The organism is Clostridioides sp. GD02404, assembly GCF_045898275.1.
GTDB lineage: Bacteria > Bacillota > Clostridia > Peptostreptococcales > Peptostreptococcaceae > Clostridioides > Clostridioides difficile_A.
The window spans coordinates 1-20,583 of the sequence record NZ_JBJOCA010000008.1 but is presented as its reverse complement, the minus strand read 5'-3'; the positions used below and the strand labels follow the sequence as shown (position 1 = coordinate 20,583).

Genomic DNA, 20,583 nt, shown 5'->3' with positions numbered 1-20,583 from the left:
CTTCATTTTTATTTGTTTATATCACTTGATAAAGGCTCTTTATAAAACTCAATGGTTCTTTTCCATGATTCAAATTGCCCTTGTGTATTTCCTTCTATCGTTCCTCCTGAAGAAAAGATACCTCCACCTACATTCATACATAAGGTCTCTTTTAAAGGTATAATATATGGAATTGGTAATGGATGCCCCATATTATTATATGTTAATAATTCTACTTTACATGGATAATTGTTTTCTTTAAGTATTTCTAATGCCTCTAAACAAGCATCATAACTATTCCATATATTATCTTTTTTCCCAGCAATCATAAGTATGTCTGCTTTGGAATTTTCTATTCTTATTCTAGCTTCATTTCTATTATTCGCTCTTTCAAGATTTTTTTTATAAGAATTGGCAAATCCAAATGGAATTCCTTTTGAGATATCTTTCTTTTGTTCTTCAAGAAAGATATCATCATCTAAGTGGATATATGAAAATGGTTCCCCTTTATACGACCATGATGAAGTATCTTTTCCATTCTCCAATCCATTAAGAGCTTGGAAACAATAAGTATGTGGAGCTGATACTACAACTTTTTTAATCTGTTCATATTTTGAGGCAAGTAAAAGTGCTAACTCTCCACCCTTTGATGTTCCATGAATAAAGATTTCTTTAGTATTAGTAATTTCATTTTCACTAATCCATTTAAATACTTTTTCAAAATATTCTAATGGAACTTCTTCTAATTTATCTGGTAGACCCTCTAAGGCAAAATAAGCAACTGTTAGTACATTGAATCCCCTAGATGCAAGTGGAGCTGCTAAAAGGTCTAGAGCATCTAAACTTCCATCAGAACCACCCAACATTAGAATTGTTTTATTATTAGAATTTTGTTTATAAAATAATTTTCCTATAAATTCATCAGATATGTATTTTGTAGTAATATCATGTGATTTAAATAGTCTTTTCAGTTTAACTTCTTTTCTTTCATTAGAAGATTCAAATATCATATTCATGATTATTGGCTTATCTATAGATATATTTTCTGCAAAATTATTACCTTCAGTTTTAGATTTTTCCAGCGAATAAATTAATCCCATACAGTCAGGATTTTTATAAGTACCTTCTATAGGTTCAACTGAATCTAAATCTACTTCTCCCTTTTCATTTGAAGAAAATACTCCATAAGAAGAGAATTCTTCTCCCTTACACCATGGAAATTCCATTTTCATACTTACTTTAAGTTTAGTATTTGGAGTCAAATCTGAAACTATAATCTTAAGTCTTTCATCTACAAACGATTCTAAATTGTATACATTTACTTTCATAATCCATTTCTCCTTATAATATTAGTGATTTATATGTTTAAAATAACTTTATCCAATGTAATATGAATCCTCTGAATTAAGACATCATATTGACTATTTTATTGTATCAACTCATCAACTCTTTGTCAATATGATGTCTTTTTATTCATTTTAAATTATCACTAATATACTCTCTCTATTTAATATCATCATAAATAAAAACCACTCTTTCTAAAGAATGGTTTTTGATAAATGTTATTTTATATTGACAAGTTTCTCTTTTAATTTAAATTTATATAATTAGATATTTTTTATTTAATATCTAATTATATCATGCATTTGCAAAAGTATATATGGCATTAATTCTTGCTATATATAAATTTTCATCGCTACATCCAATATATTTAGCATATTTCTCTATCTTTTCTTTTGCATTTTCAACATCACTTTCATCACTCTCCATTAACTCATTTATATAAATATCCATTAATGAAGCTTTATAATCTTTTATATCATAACCTAAAAATTCAGTTAATCTCTCAATTTCCTTATTGAAATCTCCATCTTCTTTCACCAAAAATTCGTATACATCTTCTCTATATGGATTTAAGGTTATTATTTGTTTTACAACCTTACATTCATCAGCTTTTCCAATAAAGCCATCTTTATAATTATTAAATAATGCATTAGATTTTTTTATAGATTCTTCATCAATATAAGAATGTACCTCAGTTACCCTATTTTCTATAAGAGCATCCACTACAGCATAATGAATTTTAAAACAATCATTATATAAATAATTACTCATTTTTTTTACTGTTGATTCTATTTCTAAAAAACTAGCATGACCATTTTTTTTATTTTTATTTGGAATGATAAAAGTTTTATTCAAATTATTAAAAAGTCTCTTAAAATCCAAGTATTTTTCGCAATAAACACTTTTAAAGGTATCGATATCTATAGTTATAATTCCAAAACTTACTATAGTCTCAATGCCTTTCTTAAAAGATTCCTCTATATATTTTTCTCCTAAATTTAAACCTCTATCTGATATTTGTTTTAAATTTTGAAAATTATTTAAACAATCTCTTTCAAAGTTTTTAGAAATTTCCAAAGCGTATAGTTTAAAGATTTTCCTTATCTTATTATAATTATTTTTCGTATCATCAAATCTGATAATAGCTCCATTTACATCAAAAGTAATCATTGAGTTTTAACCTCCCCATTAGTTTCATCAATAAAATAAATTTAATATAAACTTTATAATCATAATATTAAACTTATTTATACTATAATTATTAATTTGATGATAAAAGCTATTTTCCTTCTAAATAAAAAATTTGTCTAAAGTTTTTAAAAAAATTAGACAAATCTTAGACTATTATTCTTTAAATTATTCCAAATACTCCAAATAATATTGGTATAAATATAGCTGGCAACAAATTTGCTACTTTTATATTTGTTAGTTTAAGTACATTTAAACCGAGACCTATAATCAGTAAGCTTCCAGCTGCTGTCATCTCTGTAACTACAGGGTCACTTAAGAATCCATTTAAAAACGATGCACCTAAACATATAATACCTTCATATAAAAATACGGATATTGCAGAAAACATTACACCTATACCTAAAGAAGCAGTGAATATAATAGAAGCTATTCCATCTATTACAGATTTTACAAATAATGTATCATGACTTCCTGTAAGTCCACTTTCTAGTGCTCCAACTACTGCCATAGCTCCTATACAAAATAATAAACTAGATGATATAAAACCTTCCGCAATAGAATCTTTTTTATTTCCTTTAGAGAATTTACTTTGTAAAAAAACTCCTAGTTTGTTTACCCATTTATCTATATCTATTAACTCTCCTATTAAAGCACCTATAGCTATAGATGTTATTGTTACTAACGTATTTTTCCCCTCTAAAGCTCCTGATATACCGATATACAATACACATAAAGCAATTCCATTCATTATAGTATCACTTACTCTTTGAGGTAGTCCTCCTTTAATTATAAGACCTACTATACATCCACCTGCAATTGCTAGACTATTTGCTATTACTCCAAACATTTTTTCTCCCCTCGATTAGCTAATTAAAATTTACTCATATTATCAAAACTTAAACATCAATAGTTTGTAGTGGATATTTTAAATATTCCAAAAATTCTTCAAATCCTTTTCTAGATATATTTACAGTTTTAGTATTTATATTTGGATGAAAATTTAAGAAATCTTCTTTAATTACATCCTTGTCTATGTAAAGCTCCACTTTTCTTTCTATGTCATTTATCAATGAAAAAGGATTTACACTTCCTGGAAGAAGTTTAAGTACATTGTATAATCTTTCAGGCGAAGCAAATGATAATCTAGAACTTCCTATCTTATCTTTAAGTGAGTTTAAATCAACCTGCTTTTCTCCTTTAACTACAATAAGGTAATACTTATTTCCTTTAGCATTTCTTAAAAATAAATTTTTACATTGACATCCTTTTGTTATTTCATCCAAAATTACTAGTTGTTCTGCTGTATATACAGCTTCATGCTCTACTACATCATATTCAATATTTAATTTGTCCAAGATACTATATATTTTAGTTTCATTAATTCTCACTTCATTTTCGTCTTCTTCTTTCATAACTTTATCTTTCAAATCATTCATATTTCTCTTTTCTCCTTAAACACTTTGTTATTTCTATACCCTCTTTAAGATATTACTCTACAATAGCTATTGCTCTTACTGGAGCACCATCAGCGTCATTATACTTAAATGGAGCTGCTATAAATAGAAATTTTTCTGGAACATTTTCTAGATTTGTAAGATTTTCTATTATTATTTTACCTTTTTCAAATAGAATATGATGCACTTTAAAAACTGATGTATCATATCTATCAACTGATAGCATGTCTATGCCTATACCTTTTATATTAGTATCAGCTATATAATTTGCAGCTTCTTCTGTTAATGTAGGATAACCTACATAGTACTGCTTTTTATCCCAAAACTTTGACCAACCTGATTTAAATATTATAAAATCACTACGTTTTATTTCATCTTCATATTTTTTTAGATATTCTAGCTCTATATTCTTATTTCCTTTTTCAAGTTCCAATACATAAGCTTTTCCAACAAAATTTTCTATATCCAATTTGTCTAGGGTCTCACCTTTAGTATACATATGTCTTGGTGAATCCATATGAGTTCCATTATGAGAAAATACACTAATAAGTGTTTCTTGATAACCATTTTCTTCAATAATTGCTACTTTTTTGATATCTGGTCTGTTAGGCTCTGCATATACAGGCATGTCGTTATGTGTCACATGAGTTAAATCAAAAACCTTCATTTTTATATACCCCCTATGTTTTATTTTCTATTATATACCTAAATTCACTTTATTTCTATCAGTTTTTATTCCATTATATACCATACTAATATATAGTTTTTATAAATTTCAAGGGATTTACAGAAAAATCTTGAAAAGAATTATCAGTAAATATAACATCTTCGCCTAAAAAACGTTTGTATCTTCCTTCTTCTTTTTTCAATGTAATTCTTTGTTTCTGTGAATGATTGTTAAAAACCATTATTTTAAGTGGAGCTTTTTTTCTATTTGTCTGAACTCTTTTTAACATGTATTTTATATGCATATCAGCTTCAGGAAATGAATATCCACAAAATATTAAAAGGTCAGTATCTCTTAACGTTTTTTCTGTTTCATTCCAAACATTACTTAAAAATATATTTGACATATTCTTAAAATATGTTGGTGGGACTATAATAGGTTCTGTCAATTCACCACATTCTAGACATTTTGTTTCTGAACTATTTTCAATAAGTTTCATGACACCACCTTCATGCGGGGTAAGAGTTACACTATTACAAATAGGGCAATAAAGCCAATTTAGTGACCCATGTACCTTATATAATTTTATTAGTGGTTCTTTTGGTTTTCTCCAATTTATTTCTTCCTTAAAATTAGTAAATTCCACACCATAATCAAGCATAATTGGAGAATCATTTTTGTCCCTTAAACCAGTGACTGTATTGTCTATATGTATATCATAATTTGCACTAATAAAAGTGGTATCAAGAAGTAAATCATTTTCTAAAAGGTTTTCAACTAAAAGTTTATGATATTTATTATCTGTTCTAGGTGTATTATGAATTGCTTCAGCCATTAATAATATTAAGTATTGTCTCAAAAAACGTATACTATCACTTCTATTATTTAGATTTTCTAGACCAAAGTTTCTAAAGGCCTCTCTTCTTTGTTCTGCTAAATCCAAAAGACCTAGAACTTCCTCAAATGTAGGAAAGTTTGCATTATCTAGATTATCTTTTACTATATCAATGTTGAACATCTGTTTAAAAAAATTGTATAATTCTCTATTCATATTGGTATTATAGTTTTTAGGATTTAGTTTTTTAAAATATTCACTAAAAAGTTCATTTTGAATAGGTAGATTTTCTGCTGCTGAAGCTCCTGCTCCTAAAAATATAGCTATTTTCATATGATTCCTCCTAATATAAATATTACTACTGTTTTTTATATCTATTAAATATTCATATCATATCTTTAATAATACAACAATAAAGCTGTCTCTTCCTAGAAAAAAATCCTATTACAAGACAGCCTTATATTTATATTAAATCTTTAATAATTCATAAATAGAAAGAGCATATATTTGAGTAGCCTTTACAATATCCTCTACTATTAAATATTCATTAGCTTGATGTTCTGTTTCTGGTTTTCCTGGGAAAATAGCTCCAAATGCAACACAATTATCTAAAGCTCTTGCATAAGTTGCTCCTCCAGATGAAAGTGGTGTTCCATCAAGACCAGTTTCTTCTTCGTATACTTTTCTAAGTGTTTTTACAAGAAGTGTATCTTCTGGAACATAGATTGAATCTAAGAAATCATACTCCTTATAAGTTAAATTGTACTTATCTGTCATTTTCTTTAATTCTTTTACAAAGTCATCTTTTTTGTATGTTACTGGAATTCTTATATCTATTCCAGCAAATTCTTTTTCACTATCAATAGTTACTCTACCTATATTTACTGTTAGCTTGCCAGATACATCATCCTTACAATTAGGAATTATATTATTACCATTAGCATCCTCTCCAATGACTTCTGCTAAAAACTTAATTATATTAGAATCTATACCTATATTATTAAGAGCTATACAAAGTCTAGCTACTGCATTTATACCAGTATCACTTGCTGCTGAATGGACACTTTTTCCTATTATACATATTTTATTTCCTTCAACAGTATATTCAAAATTTAACTTATCAAGTTCTTTTTTTAATTTATCAGAATATTTTCCAATATAAATCGCTTTTCCTGGAACCGCATTTAAGGCTTTTCCAACTGACAATTCTATATCACTTTTACTATCACAAATTAAGTGAACTTGTAAAAGACCTTTTTCTGCATTTGTTATTGGAAATCTAGAATCTGGAGTAAATCCGTAATTTGGTATTTCTTCATTATTTTCTTTATATTTATTTATACATCTCCAAAGATTTTCTTCATCAGCTCCAAAAATAAATCTTATTCTCTTATTAAAGTCTACCTTTAAATCCATAAGAGCTTTTACTGCATAAATTGCTGATATTGTAGGACCTTTATCATCTTGTGTTCCTCTTCCATATAAATTACCATTTTCTAGAACAGCTTCAAATGGAGGATGATTCCAACTTTCCAAATCACCTTCTGGAACTACATCAACATGACCAAGTATACCTATCATCTTTTCGCCTTGTCCGATTTCAGCATATCCATAATATCCATCCTTATATACTGTCTTAAATCCTAGAGATTTACATAAGTCTAATATACCTCTTAAAGCCTTATCTACATTTTCACCAAACGGGCAGTTTTCAGTTGCGTCAGATATAACACTAGGTATTTTTACACTTTCTTGTATAGAAGAAATCATTTCATCTTGTAGAGAATTTACTTTTTCTTTAATTTGCTCTTTCATATTATCACCCTTCAATTTTCATCATAATATACTAATAAATATTTTGACCTTTTTAAAAAAAAATATGCTTATTTTTTCAGTTTTTTTATAAATTCAATCGCTTTTAAAGTCCCCATTTTGGAATGGTCAAATGTAAGTCCACCTTGGAAATAGACGTTATAAGGAGGTCTTATTGGAGCATCTGCACTTAACTCTATAGAAGAACCTTGGATAAAAGCTCCTGCTGCCATTATGACTTCACTTTCATATCCAGGCATGTCCCAAGGAACAGGTTTTACATAAGAATCAACTGGTGCCGCTTCTTGTATCCCTTCACAAAAACTTATTACCTCATCAGCATCATTAAGTCTAATACATTGAATAATATCACTTCTTAAATCATCGTATTTTGGCAATACATTATAACCTAACTTTTCAAAAGCTCTTGAACAAAATATGGCTCCCATTACAGCCTGAGACACTATATAAGGTGCCAAGAAGAATCCTTGAAGTACATTTCTAGTAGTTCCAAAAGTAAGGCCACATTCTTTTCCTATTCCAGGAGAAGTCATTCTATAAGATATAAGTTCAATTAAATCTTTTTTACCAGCAATATATCCACCTGTTAATGCAAGACCACCACCAGGATTTTTTATTAGAGAACCAGCCATAACATCTGCTCCAACATCAGTAGGTTCTTTAGTATCTAAAAACTCACCATAACAATTATCAACCATTACGATAACTTCTGGTTTAACAGACTTTATTACATCAATAGCTTCTTTTATATCACTAATTGAAAGCGACTTTCTCCAAGAATATCCTTTTGACCTTTGTATCATAACAAGTTTAGTTCTATCATTTATTTTATTTCTAATTCCTTCTAAATCTAAATTCCCATTTTCTAAAAAATCTACATCATCATATGTAACACCATACTCTTTTAATGAACCTTTTTCTTCTCTTATCCCTATAACACCTTCTAAAGTATCATATGGTCTACCAGTAACAGACAAAATTTCATCCCCTGGTCTAACTATACCTTGTATGCACAAAGTAAGTGCATGTGTTCCATTTACAATTATTGGTCTTACAAGAGCATCTTCTGTATTAAAAACTTTAGAATAAATTTCTTCTATTTTTTCACGCCCAATATCATTATATCCATATCCTGTAGTCCAGTTAAAGTGCATATCACTTAGTTTAGACTCTTGCATAGCTTTTAAAACTTTATATTGATTATATTCTCTTATTTCCTTTATTTCTTCAAACTTGTCCTTTATTTCTTCCATTACTTCTTGCGATAGTTTAAAAGTATCATCATCTATCCCATAGTAATCTTTTAATAATTCTTTTGTCTCATTAAGCATTTTATCACCTGTCTCTTTATTATTTTATTTAAACATGCCAAAGGAGACTATTTTACTAAAACAAATAAATCATAGTTTATAGGTTAGTATAAGTCTCCTCTCAATCATCTTAAATTAAATTATTATCTATCTGTTGTTATTATTGTTATTGTTTTGATTTTGATTTGTTAGATTAATATACTTTCCAGGTTGTATAGTTGAAACAGCATGTTTATAAATCATGTTTTGCTGTCTATTATCTCCTTCTATTAATATTATATAACTATCAAATCCTTTTACAAGCCCTTTAACTTGTACTCCATTAACTAAATATATAGTAACAGGTATCCTTTCTTTCCTAGCATTATTTAAAAACAAATCTTGTAAATTTAAAACTGTATTTTTCATTAGATTTGTACCCTCCCAAGATTAAATTTAACTTCTAAAATATTCCTACCTTATATTCTATATAAGTTATGATAAATTTTCAATATTAAGTTGTATACTTAAAAAATTATATATTATTTTATAGAATCTTTAATATATAAGATTATTTCATTTTTTAATATATCTATGCTTTCATATTTATCTAAATCAAACCATTTTGCTATTTCATATCTTTTAAACCAAGTTATCTGACGCTTTGCATACCTTCTAGAATCTCTTTTGATTATTTCGATAGCTTCTTCGTATGTATATTCTCCATCTAGATACTTTAATATCTCTTTATAGCCTATACCTTGCATGGATATCATGTCTTTTTTAAATCCCATACTTAAAAGTTTTTTGACTTCTTCAACCAACCCATTTTCAAGCATGATGTCAACTCTCATATTTATTCTTTCATATAAGTGTTCTCTATTTCTATTTAATACAATTATTATTGGTTCATACTCTTCATTAAATTTTAAATCACTTGAAAAGTCATTCATTTTCTTACCGCTTAGACAAACTTCAAGTGCCCTTATAACTCTTTTAGTATTGTTCTTATGAATTCTATTAGCAGCTTCTTCATCAAGTAATTTCAATCTATCATGCATGTAATCTATTCCCTTTTCATCAAGCTGATTTTGAAGTTCATCTCTCAATTCATTATTGGCATCAGATTTTGCAAAATCCATATTATATATTAAAGAGTTTAAATAAAGCCCTGTGCCTCCAGTTACTAATACAGATTTTCCTTTTTGATTTATTTCATATATATACTTTTTTGCCCTTTGTTGAAACTCTGAGACTGAAAATGGATAGTCAGGCTTAACTTCATCTATAAGATAGTGCTTTACTCCCTGCATCTCTTCTTCTGTAACTTTTGCACTTCCAATATCCATATATTTATATATTTGCATAGAATCTGCTGAAATTATCTCTGCATTCATGTCTTTTGCTAATTTTATTGACAAATCTGTCTTTCCAACAGCAGTTGGACCTGTAAGTATTATAAGTGGTATTTTTTTCATAATATTCCTTTCCATATATTTTAACTATCCAAATATTTTACATGATTCTTTTAAACATTTTTTCTATTTCTGTCTTAGATATTTCGACCATTATGGGTCTTCCATGAGGACATGTAAATGGATTCTCACAATCTTCTAATTGTTTTAACAGACTTTTTATTTCAATATCATATATTTTATCATTTGCTTTTATAGCAGACCTACATGCCATAGATGCAAATCGTTCTCCCTTTAAATCATAATTACTTGTAATCTCTTCTATATTATCAACTATCTGAAGAATGAACTTTTCAGTTTCAGGAACTCCAAATATAGTTGGCACACATCTTATCATTATATGATTATTACCAAATACTTCTAATTCAAAACCAAATTTCATAAATAACTCTAAATTATTTTCAATTTGAAGCATATCTACATTTGATACTTCAATTACCACTGGGTCTAAAAGTATTTGCATATTGATATCTTGTCTATAAAACTTTTCCATATATCTCTCATATAATATTCTTTCATGTGCAGCATGTTGGTCCAACAAATACATAGAATCATCTTTGCTTAAAATTATATAAGTATTAAACACAACACCAATTACAGAATATCCATATAGAGAAAATTTACGTTTTGAACTATATAAATACTCTTCTCCGCACTCTCTAATGCTATCAATATAACAGTTACTATCGCTTCTTGAACAATCAACTTGAAATTCTTCTTGTATATTGTCATTTACAGTATCTTCACTTAGATACTTAGTGTTTTTTAATTCATCTTCTACACTCTCATTTAATACTTCACTTACCGATTGAAATTCATTTATTGGTCTTTCACTCGATAAAGTTATAACTTCAATAGCTTCATCTTTTTCTTTAGTAATATTGTTATTTTTAGAATCATCTTCTAATAAATTATTATTTTTCAATTCAAAACCTGTACTTTTTTCTCTATTATTAATAGCAATTCTAGGTTGCGTTTTTTTATCTGAATAAGTAGCATACTTTCCAATAAGATTTGAATGTATCAGTTTAACCTTTAGAAAATCTCTAAGTTCTATATAGACTTCTTGTTCTTTTTCAAATTTAATTTCGAGTTTATTAGGATGTATATTTACATCGATACATGATGGTTCCACTTCTATATTTAAGAAACAAACTGCATGTTTACCTATTGGAATTATAGACTTATAACTTTCTGTTATTGCATCTATGATTATTTTGCTTTTTACAAATCTTTTATTTATATAGATATGTTGTAAATTTTTATTGGAACGATATATATTGTTATTACCTATATATCCATTCATTTTAAAGTGATTACATTTAAACTCCACATCTATTATATTTTCTGTTATTTCTTTTCCATATATGCTTCTAATGGTATTTACGAGTTTACCATCTCCTGGAGTATTTAACATTTGTTTGTTATTATTTGTATATTTAAATTGAACACTTGGATTACCTATTGCAAGTTTATTTATTAAATCACTTATATTTATAGTTTCTGCATGAGTAGACTTTAAAAACTTCTGTCTTGCTGGTGTATTAAAGAAAATATCTTTTATAATGATTGTAGTTCCATTAGTAGAACCAATTGGTTCTTTTGATATTATTTTTCCACCCTCAACGTATATTTTAGTTCCTATAATCTCATCCTTTGTTTTAGTAGTCATCTCTAATTTGGATACAGCTGAAATAGATGCTAATGCCTCCCCTCTAAAACCAAGAGAATATAAGTCGTATAAATCATCAATTTTTTTTATTTTACTAGTAGCATGTCTTAAAAATGATTTCTCAACTTCACTTGAAGGTATTCCTATTCCATTATCTGTAATCTTAATTAAACTCTTACCTCCATCAACTATATCTATAGAAATTTTGCTTGCACCTGCATCGATAGAGTTTTCAATAAGTTCTTTCACTACAGAAGAAGGTCTTTCTACAACTTCACCTGCTGCTATCTTATTTATAGTTAAATCATCTAGGATGTTAATTATATTTTTCATTTGCACACCTCTAAGATTTTATTTCTTTTGCTTTTTTTTGAAGATTATAAAGAGAATTTATCGCATCCAATGGAGTCATATTTAGGATATCTAGATTTAAAATTTCTTCTGATAATATGTCTCTCTTTACACTATCAAAAGATATTTGAGTTAATGCTACTTCTTTTACAGAATCTTCTTTATTGGTTTTCTCCGTATCATCATTTTCCTTTATTAAAGCAACTTCATCATTTAGTAACTTAAATTTAGAATTTAATTTATCATAATCCTTTTTTATATGCTTATAGTCTTTTACTATAAGTTCATGTTCTATTTTTAGAGATTCATATTTATTCTTAAAATTACTTTGATTTACCTTAAGCAATTCTTCATCTAAATTAATGCTAGTCGCATTAGCTTTTTCTTTATCACCATTTATCGCTACACTGTTATAGACATGATTTTTTTCCAAGTCTTTAAGTATATATTTTGCTCTTTCTATGACTTCATCTGGTAGTTTAGCTAATTTAGCAACATATATTCCATAACTCTTATCTGCCCCTTGAGGAATTATTTTTCTTAAAAAGATTATTCCTTCTCCATCTTCTTTGACTGCTATTGAATAATTCTTAACCTCTTTAAACTCCTCTTCTAAATCAGTAAGTTCATGATAATGTGTTGCAAATAATGTTTTGCATCTAATATTCTTCTGAATATATTCCACTATTGACCATGCTAAACTTATACCATCATAAGTGCTGGTTCCACGACCTATTTCATCTAATATAACTAGACTTCTCTCTGTAGCATTTTTTAGTATAAGAGATACTTCATTCATTTCCACCATAAAAGTAGACTGCCCTTGAGACAAGTCATCACTAGCTCCAACTCTAGTAAATATTCTATCTAAGATTGGAATATCAGCATATTCTGCTGGTACAAATGAACCTATATGTGCCATAAGTGCTATTATAGCAGTTTGTCTCATATAGGTCGATTTCCCAGACATATTAGGACCAGTTATTATGTTAATAATATTTTCTCCACGGTTTAGATATGTATCATTTGGAACGAAATTTTCCTCACCTACTATATTTTCAACAACTGGATGCCTACCATTTCTTATATCAAGTTTATTATTTTCATTTATTGCTGGCTTTACATAATTATTTATGTGTGCAACTGTTGCCAGAGATACAAAAACATCTATATTAGCTATAGTTTTAGCTACTTTTTGTATTCTATCTATATTTTTGTATATAGTATCTCTTATACCTACAAATATCTCGTATTCTAGAGACTTAATTTTTTCTTCAGCATGTAATATCTTTTCTTCTATTTCCTTTAATTCTGGAGTTATATATCTTTCTGCATTACTAAGTGTCTGCTTTCTTATATATGTCTCATCTAGTTTTGCCTGTTTAAAGTTAGCTTTTGTTATTTCTATATAGTAACCAAAAACTTTATTAAAACCTATTTTTAATGATTTAACTCCTGTCTTTTCTCTTTCCCTATTTTCTATTTCTTTTACAAGAAAAGCTCCATTTTTAGAAATATCTCTTAATTCTTTAAGCTCATCACTAAAATCAGACTTAATTATATTTCCATCTTTTATAGTTATTGTAGGTTCTTCTAAAATAGCTTCATCTATTAAATTGTATATATCATCCAATTTATCCATTTCTGAAACATACTCTTTTAATATTGTTGCATTTGATAAATCTATTGTGTCTTTTAAATTTGGTAATTTTTCTATTGAATTTTTTAAGTGAACTAATTCTTTTGGTGTAACCCTTTCAAATGCTATCTTTCCACATATTCTTTCTATATCGTATATATTTTTAAGTATATCATTTAAATCTTCTCTTAATATAAAATCATCTTTTATCTCTTCTATTACATCTAATCTATTTTCAATTTTAGACTTATTTATCAAAGGTTCTTCAACATATTTTCTTAAAAGTCTACCTCCCATTGCTGTAGAAGTTTTATCAAGAACATGCAATAATGAACCTTTTTTCTTATTGCCTCTTATAGTTTGAGTAAGCTCTAAGTTAGTTCTAGTAAACATATCTAAAACCATGTATTCTGATGAATTGTATATATTTATATTATTTATATTAGATGTTATTTGTTTTTGAGTATTATATATATAATTCAGAAGAATTGATAAGCTTGACTTTATAAGACCTTTATCATCAAACTTTAGTTTTTGCAGATAAACCTCTGGAAAATATTCTCTTAATATATTTATATCCAAATAGTTATCGCTAAAACTTTCATTTATGTATATATTACTTACAGTAGCTATATCTCTAAGCTTTTCTATAAAGTCTAAATCATTTATAATTATTTCTGTAGGATGGATTTTTGCAATCTCTTCAATTACTTTATCTTCATTTAAACAAGTTGCATTAGTTTCTCCAGTACTTATATCAACATAAGTTAGCCCTATATTAGAACCATCCTTATATAAAGACAACAAATAATTATTTTTTTTATTTTCAAGTAAGTTTCCATCTAAAACAGTTCCAGGAGTGATGACTCTTATAACCTCTCTTCTAACAATTCCTTTTGCAGTAGATGGGTCTTCCATTTGTTCACCTATTGCTACTTTATATCCATTTTCAACTAATTTTGATATATATGAATTGGCTGAGTGGAAAGGCACACCACACATAGGAGCACGTTCTTCTAAACCACAAGCTTTTCCTGTTAATGCTATTTCAAGAGCTTTTGAAGCTACTAATGCATCTTCAAAAAACATTTCATAAAAATCTCCCAATCTAAAAAACAGTATACAATCTTTATATCGGTTTTTTACTTCAAGGTACTGCTTCATCATAGGAGTCAATTTATTCATATCTATTTGCATTATCAAACCTCCTTCTTTTCTAATTAAATATTATATCATAGTAGATGATTATTATTAACATAATATATAAAATTTTGACGTATAACTAAAAAACAATCCAAAATGTATAATTGCATTTTGGATTGCTAGGTTTAATACTCTTTGAATAAAGCATATATATAATTTTTACAACAAAGATATTATTTCTTTCTTAAGTTTAATGACATTTTCAAGGTTATCTTCATTCAGTTTTTTACTATCAATAATAAATTCTTTTTTTATTATTGATGGCTTTTTTGAAATGACATAAATTCTATTTGACAGCATTATAGCTTCATCAATATCATGGGTTATAAGAAGTATTGTTGAATTTACCTTTTTCTTAACATCTAAAAGCCATTTTTGCATAGATGTCTTAGTCAACGAGTCTAGTGCTCCAAAAGGCTCATCTAAAAGCATTATGTCATTAGAATTTACAAAGGTTCTCAGGAAATTTGCTCTCTGTCTCATTCCTCCAGAAAGTTCAGATGGATATTTATTTTCATATCCATTTAAACCAAAAACCTCAAAATAATGTTTTACCATTTCCCTTGCTTTACTCTTTTTTTCTTTTTTTAAGACCAGTGGTAGTGACACGTTATCTATTATAGTTTTATATGGTAAAAGTAAGTCTTTTTGGTACATGTAACTGTATTTTCCATTTATATCTACTTTACCACTATTATAATCTGTAAGTTTAGTTATAATATTAAAGATAGTACTTTTACCACATCCACTTGGTCCTAATATAGAAACAAATTCGCCTTCATATACATCAATACTTATATCTTTTAAAACTTCAACTTCTTTATATGTTTTTGATACATTTTCTATAGATACTTTTATTTTTTTATTGTGGTAAGAATTCATTTGTGTAAGCATCACTTGCCTTCATATCCTTATCTATTAATTTATATTCTTTTAAGAATGATGTGTAGTTATTCCATACACTGTCTTTCATTTCTCCCCATCTAGGTGCATCGTCTTTATATTTACTTGCTAGATATTCTTGACTCTTTAATGCTAATTTTTCATCTACCTCAGGTGCATGTTTTACTAATATTTTTGCTGCATCTTCTGGATTTTTAATTGCATATTCGTAACCTTTTGTTGTAGCCTTTAAGAATTTCTTAGCTAGTTCTGGATTATCTTTTAGTACAGTTTCATTAGAAATTATAAGTGGTGTATAATAATCTAATCTTTCATCTAAATCTTTTACTGGTATAAAGTTCAAATCATAGTCAATTAAACTTGCCTTAACTGCATCCCAACCTTCAAATATCCATGCAAAATCTACAGTTTTCATAGCTGCAAAGAAATCATCTTGACCAGTATTAACTATTTTTAATTTGTTAAAGTCGGCTCCATTTTTCTTCATAACTGCTTTAAAAACAGCTTCTTCTGATGGAGAACCCCAACCACCGTAAGTTTTTCCCTCAAAATCCTTAGCTGTAGTTATATTTTTTTCTTTTGGTGATGCAAACCCAGAAGTATTATGTTGTATAACAGCTGCTACAGCTTTTATTGGAAGTGGGTCTTCACTAGTCTTTGCATAGGTAACTTGTTCTTGATAACTTATACCAAAGTCCGCTTTGCCTGTTGCAACTAAAGTCTCAGCTCCACTTTCAGGTGGTTGCACTACTTCAACATCTAAACCTTCTTCTTTATAATAACCTTTATCAAGTGCCACAAATAATCCAGTATGATTTGTATTTGGTGTCCAATCAAGCACCATAGTCACTTTTTTAGAAGAATCATCTTTAGTACTACTTTTATCCTTATCATTATTTGAAGAACATCCAGTTATTGTCGCTAATGTAAAAACACTTACTAATCCTAATATTCCTAATTTTTTAAAATTCATAATTTCCTCCCTCAAATACAATTAATCTGCTAATCTATGTCTTATAACAATTTTTTTTGCTACTTGTACAACTCCTACAAATATTAAACTAAATATAACTACCAATATAGTAGATGCAAATACTTTATCAAGAGCATATGCACTTTTTGACCTTAGCATATAAACACCAAGACCTTTGGTTCCACCTAACCACTCTGCAACAGTCGCTGCCATTACAGCATAGGTCGCAGATATTTTAAGCCCAGAAAAAAATTTATCCATTGCCATAGGAAATTTAAGATGAATAAATGTATTAATTTTATTTGAATTCATAGTCTTAAATAAATTTAAATAATCTTTATCAATATTCTCGATTCCATCTACAAAACTTATTAATATAGGAAAAAAACAAGTAAGCGTTACCATCAATATTTTTGGCATTGTCCCAAAGCCAAACCATATCATAAAAAGTGGAGCTATAATTATTGTAGGTATCATTTGAGTGACCAACATAATAGGATAAAGACACTTTTTTATTATCGACACAAAATCCATCAATACACCAATTATTAATGATATTATAATTGCAACTATAAAACCAAGTATTGCTTCTCCTATAGTAACTACAGCATGCATGGATAAATTTTGAGAGTCTTTAAAAAATACATTAAGTATATCTACTGGTGTGGGTAGTATATACTGTGGGACTTTTAAAACTTCTACCACAGATTGCCAAAGAATAAGTATAAACAAAAATGTTGCTATTGGATATATACTATCTTTAACTTTATCTATGATTTCTAAGTTTTTCATCTATAGTCAAACCCCCAGCTTTTTCATCTACTCTAGCTACTGTTATAACTCTTTCACATCCAAGGTTAAAAGGGATTTTATGTACTTTCTTCAATAATTCAAAAACTTCATCAAAATCACCTTCAACAGTCGTACTCATTGCACCTATTTCACATTTAAGACCACTTTTTTCAATTTCAGCAATACAAGCATCTACTACTTTATACATTTCTTCCTCACCTTTGTAAGGTCTTAGTGGCATTACTGCTATGTCTGCGATTACCATTTAAATCACTCCTTTAAAAATAATTAATACCTACTAGGTATATTTTGTTTTTTATTAAAAATTTTACTTCTGAAAGATAATATATTTAAATAAAATAAAAGTCTTATCCACAATAGGATAAGACTTATTTTCATCTTTACTGGTCTCCCTACACTGGCATTATCCAAACAGGTTCAAAGGGTCGAGATAAAATCTCCTCTCAGCACATTAGCTCCCCGAAATATATTATATCTTTTCTACTTGATTATACTACACTTATCATATTTTAACAAATTTTTTATTCATATTATATATTTTATCTATTTTAAAATATATAATACCAAAATAGTATTTTTTAGTATTTTTAAAAAAGTATATTGCCATAATACCTACTCATCATAATTTATTAGAGTTTGATTAAATTTTAAAGCTTATTTATAAAAATATACTATTATAATGATTTTTATTTATTTTATTAACCATTTGACTTTATTTAGCTTTATTCTTCTGCCTCAAATTAGTTCAATTTAGGTTAATAATAAAAACCTCTTATTCTGATTTGTATATATAAACTATATAATGTAATTATTTTACCTAATTTATTTTTGAAAAATAAATTATTTTTTTTAATTTTTAAATTTTTTAATATGTACCTTGAAAAATCAAACGTTTTCCTATATGATTGTAATTGTAGAATAAAACTAAATAGGCAAAACTAGAGAAATTTAGTGACGCAAAGCTATAGGGACTAAGACTTATGAAACGAGTTATGTCAGCCAGTTGCCAAAAAGATATTTTCTTTTTGTTTTTATGAAAGTTTTTTAGGGGGATAAATGATATATGTTTATAGATAAAATGGATAGATGTACGCATATACTAACTGCATATATATGCAGTTCATACGATTACTGCAATTTTATAGATACACAATTAAATGACTTTATACTAGAATATGGAGAGAACGTGGTAGAATCTTGTTTGCATCAAGTGATGGTATTGGTAAGCAGATATAATTAAAGAAATTTTATTTTCTAGAAAACCCTTTTTAGTTTTATCTACGTTTTATAATACATTAAAGAACTAATTAAAATAAGCTTCATTATCTATTTTTCATGAAGTAAACAGTTGAGTTTATCTCATATACTGTTTACCCCAATTACATAATTCTAATAATATCGATTCCAATGATTTGCCACGTTTAGTAGACAAATATTCAACTTTTGGAGGAATAGTCGGATAAGAAATCCTCTTAATAAGTCCATCTCTTTCAAGATACTTTAATTCTTGTGACAGTATCTTATGACTTATATGAACAACTTCTTTTTTTAATTGACTGTAACGTATTGGCTCTTGTTTTAAAATATGCCATAAAATAATTGCCCTCCATTTACTTCCTATCACAGTCATGGTAAAACCAATTGAACAATTAAAATCTTTTTGTCTTTCTTCAATATTTGGAAATTCTTCAAAATTATTATCTATATCCATCCCAATCCTCTCTTTCAAAATAGTAAGTATCTAACTAAAAAGTGCATTCTTGTTTAGCATACTAATTCGTAATATAATCTTGATTGTAGCATAGAGCCTTACATAATACTACTTTTTTAGATGTATATGTTTAAATTTTAATATAGACATATACTGTTTTATTAATTTTATTTAAATAGATAATAATAAGTAATAACTTATCTAAAGTTTTCTATGTACACAAACTACTCTAATATTTAGAAAGGATTATATAATATGAATAAAACATTTCGTCTTTATCAAGTTGACTCATTTACAAAAGAAAAATTTACAGGTAATCCAGCTGGTGTAATTACAAATGCTGATGGCTTATCTGAATCACAAATGCAAAAAATAGCAAGAGAATTAAATAATTCAGAAACTGCTTTTATTTTCAATAAATTTGTTAAAAATCATCAAGAAAATTATGATGTACATATCAGATTTTTTACACCAACTAATGAGGTTCCTATATGTGGTCATGCTACTATTGCTGCCCATTATGCTAGAGCAGTAGAAAACCAACTCAATAGCACAACAGTATTTCAAAAAACTGGCGCTGGAATATTGCCAGTTGATATTATAAAAAAAGATAATGATTATGAAATAATTATGACACAAGGAAAAATTGAAGTATCTCCACCATTAAAACAAACCTATCAAGAAAGATTACTTAATGCATTTGGTATTTTAAAGGAAGATATTCGTACAGATTGTCCTATTGCCATAGCATCTACAGGACATTCAAAGGTTATGATTGGAATAAAGAGATTATCAACATTAAATAATTTATCTCCAAATTTATATGAATTATCGAAAATAAGTCAAGAAATAAAATGTAATGGATATTATATTTTTACATTAAATAATAAAGAAATGCTACAGGTTCATGGAAGGATGTTTGCTCCTGCAATTGGTATTTCAGAAGACCCTGTTACAGGAAATGCTAATGGGCCTTTAGGTGCGTATATTGTACATTATAAAGTAATACCTATACCTAACACAGAGTTTATATTTGAAGCAGTTCAAGGAGAAGCAATAAAACGCAAAGGCAAGATGTTAGTAAAAGTAATTATTTCAGATAATAAACCCGTTGAAGTAAAAATAATTGGAAAAGCTATAATTGCATTCTCAACAAACATAGAAATTGAATTATAGAATACATCTAAGTAAAATTTTGAACTTTTTAATTCTAATTAATACTAATTTAATAACAAACTAATTTATATACAA

Annotated in this window: 19 protein-coding genes and 2 riboswitches; of the genes, 2 read left to right on the top strand and 17 right to left on the bottom strand. The window is 27.6% G+C overall.

The features are described 5' to 3' along the window. Positions 1-8: 8 nt before the first annotated feature. The 16 genes from Q3287_RS06655 to Q3287_RS06580 form a co-directional block, all read right to left on the bottom strand. The gene (locus Q3287_RS06655) at positions 9-1,307 is read right to left on the bottom strand and encodes an acyl-CoA thioesterase/bile acid-CoA:amino acid N-acyltransferase family protein (RefSeq protein ID WP_219673982.1); all 1,299 of its coding nucleotides are present in this window, start codon (positions 1,305-1,307) and stop codon (positions 9-11) included. A gap of 310 nt (positions 1,308-1,617) precedes the next feature. After that, positions 1,618-2,493 carry a hypothetical protein gene (locus tag Q3287_RS06650; protein WP_054270395.1) on the bottom strand — a complete coding sequence of 292 codons (876 nt, stop codon included), beginning with the start codon at positions 2,491-2,493 and terminating at the stop codon, positions 1,618-1,620. Positions 2,494-2,674: 181 nt separating this feature from the next. Further along, complete coding sequence (locus tag Q3287_RS06645) at positions 2,675-3,361, bottom strand: DUF554 domain-containing protein (protein ID WP_054270396.1); 687 nt, start codon at positions 3,359-3,361, stop codon at positions 2,675-2,677. A 49-nt stretch (positions 3,362-3,410) separates the two neighbouring features. Continuing rightward, complete coding sequence (locus Q3287_RS06640; RefSeq protein WP_167640344.1) at positions 3,411-3,950, bottom strand: prolyl-tRNA synthetase associated domain-containing protein; 540 nt, start codon at positions 3,948-3,950, stop codon at positions 3,411-3,413. Between the two features lie 52 nt (positions 3,951-4,002). Next, a complete protein-coding gene (locus Q3287_RS06635) occupies positions 4,003-4,635 on the bottom strand; it encodes a cyclase family protein (protein ID WP_054270398.1) in 633 nt (210 codons plus the stop codon). An 85-nt stretch (positions 4,636-4,720) separates the two neighbouring features. Further along, a complete protein-coding gene (locus tag Q3287_RS06630) occupies positions 4,721-5,803 on the bottom strand; it encodes an SIR2 family protein (protein ID WP_074178196.1) in 1,083 nt (360 codons plus the stop codon). A 135-nt stretch (positions 5,804-5,938) separates the two neighbouring features. Further along, on the bottom strand, positions 5,939-7,285 hold the full coding sequence (locus Q3287_RS06625; RefSeq protein ID WP_407963726.1) for a M20 family metallopeptidase: 1,347 nt from the start codon (positions 7,283-7,285) through the stop codon (positions 5,939-5,941). 68 nt (positions 7,286-7,353) lie between these two features. After that, positions 7,354-8,634: a methionine gamma-lyase family protein gene (locus tag Q3287_RS06620; protein WP_054270401.1), complete on the bottom strand. Its 1,281-nt coding sequence runs from the start codon at positions 8,632-8,634 to the stop codon at positions 7,354-7,356. Between the two features lie 126 nt (positions 8,635-8,760). Next, complete coding sequence (gene hfq, locus Q3287_RS06615) at positions 8,761-9,021, bottom strand: RNA chaperone Hfq (protein ID WP_003428780.1); 261 nt, start codon at positions 9,019-9,021, stop codon at positions 8,761-8,763. Between the two features lie 113 nt (positions 9,022-9,134). Continuing rightward, positions 9,135-10,070 (bottom strand): tRNA (adenosine(37)-N6)-dimethylallyltransferase MiaA, encoded by a 936-nt coding sequence (gene miaA / locus Q3287_RS06610; RefSeq protein ID WP_407963725.1) that lies wholly within the window; start codon positions 10,068-10,070, stop codon positions 9,135-9,137. A gap of 37 nt (positions 10,071-10,107) precedes the next feature. After that, on the bottom strand, positions 10,108-12,072 hold the full coding sequence (mutL, locus tag Q3287_RS06605; protein WP_407963724.1) for a DNA mismatch repair endonuclease MutL: 1,965 nt from the start codon (positions 12,070-12,072) through the stop codon (positions 10,108-10,110). 10 nt (positions 12,073-12,082) lie between these two features. Then, the gene (gene mutS, locus Q3287_RS06600; RefSeq protein ID WP_407963723.1) at positions 12,083-14,926 is read right to left on the bottom strand and encodes a DNA mismatch repair protein MutS; all 2,844 of its coding nucleotides are present in this window, start codon (positions 14,924-14,926) and stop codon (positions 12,083-12,085) included. A 165-nt stretch (positions 14,927-15,091) separates the two neighbouring features. Then, entirely contained in the window at positions 15,092-15,826 is a 735-nt protein-coding gene (locus tag Q3287_RS06595; RefSeq protein ID WP_200908109.1) for an ABC transporter ATP-binding protein, read from the bottom strand. Continuing rightward, on the bottom strand, positions 15,795-16,808 hold the full coding sequence (locus tag Q3287_RS06590) for an ABC transporter substrate-binding protein (protein WP_407963722.1): 1,014 nt from the start codon (positions 16,806-16,808) through the stop codon (positions 15,795-15,797). The genes Q3287_RS06595 and Q3287_RS06590 overlap by 32 nt, the downstream gene beginning before the upstream one ends. Positions 16,809-16,829: 21 nt before the next feature. Further along, complete coding sequence (locus tag Q3287_RS06585; protein ID WP_054276777.1) at positions 16,830-17,600, bottom strand: ABC transporter permease; 771 nt, start codon at positions 17,598-17,600, stop codon at positions 16,830-16,832. Further along, positions 17,575-17,865, bottom strand: a complete 291-nt coding sequence (locus Q3287_RS06580) for an MTH1187 family thiamine-binding protein (protein ID WP_003424145.1) — start codon at positions 17,863-17,865, stop codon at positions 17,575-17,577. The genes Q3287_RS06585 and Q3287_RS06580 overlap by 26 nt, the downstream gene beginning before the upstream one ends. Positions 17,866-17,993: 128 nt before the next feature. Then, positions 17,994-18,093: riboswitch (TPP riboswitch) on the bottom strand. Positions 18,094-18,542: 449 nt separating this feature from the next. Further along, positions 18,543-18,632: riboswitch (cyclic di-GMP riboswitch) on the top strand. 52 nt (positions 18,633-18,684) lie between these two features. Between Q3287_RS06580 and Q3287_RS06575 the strand changes: the two genes are divergently transcribed. Then, positions 18,685-18,861 carry a hypothetical protein gene (locus Q3287_RS06575; RefSeq protein WP_054270407.1) on the top strand — a complete coding sequence of 59 codons (177 nt, stop codon included), beginning with the start codon at positions 18,685-18,687 and terminating at the stop codon, positions 18,859-18,861. 114 nt (positions 18,862-18,975) lie between these two features. Here Q3287_RS06575 and Q3287_RS06570 read toward each other — a convergent pair whose 3' ends face one another. Beyond that, positions 18,976-19,332 carry a helix-turn-helix domain-containing protein gene (locus tag Q3287_RS06570; RefSeq protein ID WP_003428797.1) on the bottom strand — a complete coding sequence of 119 codons (357 nt, stop codon included), beginning with the start codon at positions 19,330-19,332 and terminating at the stop codon, positions 18,976-18,978. A 255-nt stretch (positions 19,333-19,587) separates the two neighbouring features. Here Q3287_RS06570 and Q3287_RS06565 point away from each other — a divergent pair, with 255 nt between their 5' ends. Then, entirely contained in the window at positions 19,588-20,508 is a 921-nt protein-coding gene (locus tag Q3287_RS06565; RefSeq protein WP_407963721.1) for a PhzF family isomerase, read from the top strand. Positions 20,509-20,583 lie beyond the last annotated feature (75 nt).

What these genes read in the sequence shown, in the direction of transcription:
- Q3287_RS06590 (WP_407963722.1), bottom strand. Translation starts at nt 16,808, where the DNA reads ATGAATTTTAAAAAATTAGGAATATTAGGATTAGTAAGTGTTTTTACA.
- Q3287_RS06595 (WP_200908109.1), bottom strand. Translation starts at nt 15,826, where the DNA reads ATGCTTACACAAATGAATTCTTACCACAATAAAAAAATAAAAGTATCT.
- Q3287_RS06655 (WP_219673982.1), bottom strand. Translation starts at nt 1,307, where the DNA reads ATGAAAGTAAATGTATACAATTTAGAATCGTTTGTAGATGAAAGACTT.
- Q3287_RS06565 (WP_407963721.1), top strand. Translation starts at nt 19,588, where the DNA reads ATGAATAAAACATTTCGTCTTTATCAAGTTGACTCATTTACAAAAGAA.
- Q3287_RS06580 (WP_003424145.1), bottom strand. Translation starts at nt 17,865, where the DNA reads ATGGTAATCGCAGACATAGCAGTAATGCCACTAAGACCTTACAAAGGT.
- Q3287_RS06630 (WP_074178196.1), bottom strand. Translation starts at nt 5,803, where the DNA reads ATGAAAATAGCTATATTTTTAGGAGCAGGAGCTTCAGCAGCAGAAAAT.
- mutS (WP_407963723.1), bottom strand. Translation starts at nt 14,926, where the DNA reads ATGCAAATAGATATGAATAAATTGACTCCTATGATGAAGCAGTACCTT.
- Q3287_RS06585 (WP_054276777.1), bottom strand. Translation starts at nt 17,600, where the DNA reads ATGAAAAACTTAGAAATCATAGATAAAGTTAAAGATAGTATATATCCA.
- miaA (WP_407963725.1), bottom strand. Translation starts at nt 10,070, where the DNA reads ATGAAAAAAATACCACTTATAATACTTACAGGTCCAACTGCTGTTGGA.
- Q3287_RS06635 (WP_054270398.1), bottom strand. Translation starts at nt 4,635, where the DNA reads ATGAAGGTTTTTGATTTAACTCATGTGACACATAACGACATGCCTGTA.
- Q3287_RS06640 (WP_167640344.1), bottom strand. Translation starts at nt 3,950, where the DNA reads ATGAATGATTTGAAAGATAAAGTTATGAAAGAAGAAGACGAAAATGAA.
- Q3287_RS06625 (WP_407963726.1), bottom strand. Translation starts at nt 7,285, where the DNA reads ATGAAAGAGCAAATTAAAGAAAAAGTAAATTCTCTACAAGATGAAATG.
- Q3287_RS06575 (WP_054270407.1), top strand. Translation starts at nt 18,685, where the DNA reads ATGTTTATAGATAAAATGGATAGATGTACGCATATACTAACTGCATAT.
- Q3287_RS06570 (WP_003428797.1), bottom strand. Translation starts at nt 19,332, where the DNA reads ATGGATATAGATAATAATTTTGAAGAATTTCCAAATATTGAAGAAAGA.
- Q3287_RS06650 (WP_054270395.1), bottom strand. Translation starts at nt 2,493, where the DNA reads ATGATTACTTTTGATGTAAATGGAGCTATTATCAGATTTGATGATACG.
- mutL (WP_407963724.1), bottom strand. Translation starts at nt 12,072, where the DNA reads ATGAAAAATATAATTAACATCCTAGATGATTTAACTATAAATAAGATA.
- Q3287_RS06645 (WP_054270396.1), bottom strand. Translation starts at nt 3,361, where the DNA reads ATGTTTGGAGTAATAGCAAATAGTCTAGCAATTGCAGGTGGATGTATA.
- hfq (WP_003428780.1), bottom strand. Translation starts at nt 9,021, where the DNA reads ATGAAAAATACAGTTTTAAATTTACAAGATTTGTTTTTAAATAATGCT.
- Q3287_RS06620 (WP_054270401.1), bottom strand. Translation starts at nt 8,634, where the DNA reads ATGCTTAATGAGACAAAAGAATTATTAAAAGATTACTATGGGATAGAT.